This is a genomic window from Vulcanisaeta sp. EB80 (assembly GCF_002078205.2).
Genome location: NZ_LCWN02000120.1, coordinates 1 through 3,000, shown reverse-complemented (window position 1 = coordinate 3,000; position 3,000 = coordinate 1). Strand labels below are relative to the sequence as shown.

Below are 3,000 nucleotides of genomic sequence, written 5' to 3'. Positions count from 1 at the left end.
ATGCTTGCGATAATATATAGCGTGGCTCTCATGATAACCCTGGAGACTATGACGTACGGCTTTAAAGTGGCTGTTGTGAGTGAGGTTGAGAATATATTACCGACGGATTTGATGGTTTACTCAGACAGTGTATCGATACCCGAGACCGTGGCTCAGGTAATAGCCAAGCTTCCTCATGTTGCTTACGTAGTCCCCGCAATAATAATCAGTACGGCGCAGGTCAACGGACAACCCGTAACACTGATTGGAATACCTAGTCAATACTTCTCGTACTTTGAGGTACGTATAGAAAGCGGCTCCCTCCCGATGAGTAATGGTGAGGCCATAATTCAGGATACCCTGGCGAGTAAGGATGGCATTGGCATTGGTGATACGATTTATGTCCAGGTTTTAACGGGTATTCAGGGAGGTACGGAGATAATACCGCTTAAGGTCACGGGGACCTTTAGTAGTATATTGGGTGGTTTCCTGGGTTTCCACCTAAACATGATCGTAACATCGATAGGCACATTACAAAGCGACTTGAGCGATGAGGGCTTTGTCAATGCCATGTTCATAAAATTAACTAAGGAGGATCCAGCGTACCTCAACCAATTAGCCACGGCACTCAGTGAGTACTTCCCAAACGCGGATGTTTATGAGCAGAGCTCGGTTCTTGCCTCTATATCCAATGCGGTGTCCATGATAAACCTCTTCTTCATAGTAATAATTGCGCTAAGCCTAATCGTTACGGGGCTTAGTGTGGCTAATACGGCTATAATGAATGTTAGGGAGAGGACTAGGGAGATAGGCATACTAAAGGCCCTGGGTGCGTCTAATAGGCAGGTGATCCTGATATTCCTCCTTGAAATCCTCATAATGAGCACCATAGGCTCGGTTGTGGGCATAGCGTTGGGCATAGGCGGTGCCTACCTAGCTAGGTACATAATGATTAAGCTGAACTTGCCAATAATAATACCCGTAATACTACTCCCGACACTCTACGCTTATTCGCTGGTTATTGCTGTGGCAACGTCGATTGTTGCGTCGATACCATCATTAATGACTATAACGAAGATAAGGCCTATGGAAGTCCTGAGAATTGAGTAGTGGAGGCGAGGTTTATGAGACCAGGTCAAGGCCCTCACTAAGCCTGAAATCAACCCTATACTTAACACCCAACTCCTCACCCTCAAGAAGCCCCCCGAACAGCCTCTGCGGTGTTGCGTCGGTTATTCTAACCTTAACGAAGGCGCCTATGTAGGCTTTCCTAACGGCTATTGGTTTGTAATTGTATGAACGAACAACGTAATTCTCACCCTTAAAATCAATCTCACTGACTATACCCCACAACTCCCTACCAATAAATAACCTATTCCTCTCGAAAGCAACCCTACTAAACACCTCAGTGGCTATCTTACTTCTCTCCTTCTTAACCTGCTCAGGCACCTGCTCCATGTACGCGGCTTCTGTGAATGGTCTACGGCTATACCTGGCCAGGTTAACCTTATCTATACCCAACTCCTCAATCAACTTAACACTAGCCCAGAAATCCTCATCGGTCTCCCCTGGGAAACCAACTATGATGTCTGTGGCTATTGTGGCGTCCGGTATTGTGGTTCTAATTTTCCTAACAATGTCCCTGAACAATTCAACGGAGTACTTCCTCCTCATAAGCATCAGCACACGATCACTACCACTCTGGACTGGTATGTGGAAGAACCTGTAAACTCTCCAATCACCCTTAACAACATCTATGAGCCTATCAATAATTTTACTAAGTTCTAGGGGTTCCATCATACCCAACCTCACCATGTACCTACCATCAACACTCCTCAACAACTCCTCAAGTAGGTCAACCAGGTCATACCCCCTATCGCGGCCGTAAGCACTGATTTCCTGACCTGTTAGGTATATTTCACGGGCACCCCTACTTACGGCATCCCTAACAGCCCTGATTATGTCATCCTTACCATAACTCCTCACTCTACCAAACCCCATCCTACCAATCTTAGTAACACAAAAGCTACAATTTCCTAAACAACCAACCTGAATGGGCACCACGTACCTATGACCATGAAGCTCGGGGTAGTAGGTAGGTAGGTACGTCATTGGTCTGTCATCGAATACGTACATATCCAAATCCCCATTGACTACCCTATCTATCAACTCTACGCCGTGCGACGCCACGAGGATGGCGTTAGGTACTACGTCCTTAATGGTGGCCGGCCTAACCCTAGTTAGGCAACCGGCAACAACCACCTTCTTGTTAGGATACTCCTTACCCAATTTACCCAGTAATTTCAACTCATTCCTCTCGGCCTCCTCCCTGACGGCGCATGTATTTACGATAATCACATCGGCTAAGTCGATATCCTCAACGTACTCCCAACCCAACGCCTTAAGCCTACTAATCATTATATCACTATCAGCCTTATTTAACCAACATCCAAAGGTGATCACGCTAAATCTACTGACCATAAACAATCATTAGTGGAGAGTAACGACCTTATAAACCTAAACGCGTGTGACATTACTTTTTAAAGGGGTTACTAACCACTTGTGTGGGTGAACGGTAATACTGCTGATACTGCATATAATATTAGCCGTACTCAGCATGGATCCGAAGATGCCCATATCCGTGAACAACATCACCTGGTACTACGGAACCTACGCGGAAATTATTAATAATAATACCAGTATTTATAATGGGGTTGGTATAAATGCCACGGTATCAATAAGCACCACAAACAATTTACAAATCCCAATAAACGCAACATACACGCTCAACGTGGGTAGTAGCACGGAGACGATTACGGAAACCCTGCAACCCGGCGTTAATATTGTAAATATGACGGCGCCAGCATTAGGCCAGGGTGTCTATAATGCATCCCTAACCATATCAGCTGTCGGTTACTCATTGACGTACTACTTCACGGTATCCTACCTAACACCGGGGATTGTGATAAGCACGACAATTACTAAGCTCTATAGTGGATTGCCACAGCAGGTGGTTATAAG

The 3,000-nt window shown here is 45.6% G+C and carries 2 protein-coding genes and 1 pseudogene; 2 read left to right on the top strand and 1 reads right to left on the bottom strand.

What is annotated here, in order from left to right; all coding sequences use genetic code 11:
• A partial coding sequence (locus B7L70_RS12230) for an ABC transporter permease (protein ID WP_081228422.1) occupies positions 1 to 1,089 on the top strand: 1,089 nt, incomplete at its 5' end.
• Positions 1,090 to 1,101: 12 nt separating this feature from the next.
• On the opposite strand, the gene B7L70_RS12225 is transcribed toward B7L70_RS12230, so the two are convergent.
• Positions 1,102 to 2,460 carry a tRNA (N(6)-L-threonylcarbamoyladenosine(37)-C(2))-methylthiotransferase gene (locus B7L70_RS12225; RefSeq protein WP_081228421.1) on the bottom strand — a complete coding sequence of 453 codons (1,359 nt, stop codon included), beginning with the start codon at positions 2,458 to 2,460 and terminating at the stop codon, positions 1,102 to 1,104.
• A gap of 148 nt (positions 2,461 to 2,608) precedes the next feature.
• On the opposite strand from B7L70_RS12225, the pseudogene B7L70_RS12220 reads away from it, so the two are divergent.
• Positions 2,609 to 3,000: pseudogene (locus tag B7L70_RS12220) on the top strand (Ig-like domain repeat protein); the annotation flags it as partial.

What these genes read in the sequence shown, in the direction of transcription:
- B7L70_RS12225 (WP_081228421.1), bottom strand. Translation starts at nt 2,460, where the DNA reads ATGGTCAGTAGATTTAGCGTGATCACCTTTGGATGTTGGTTAAATAAG.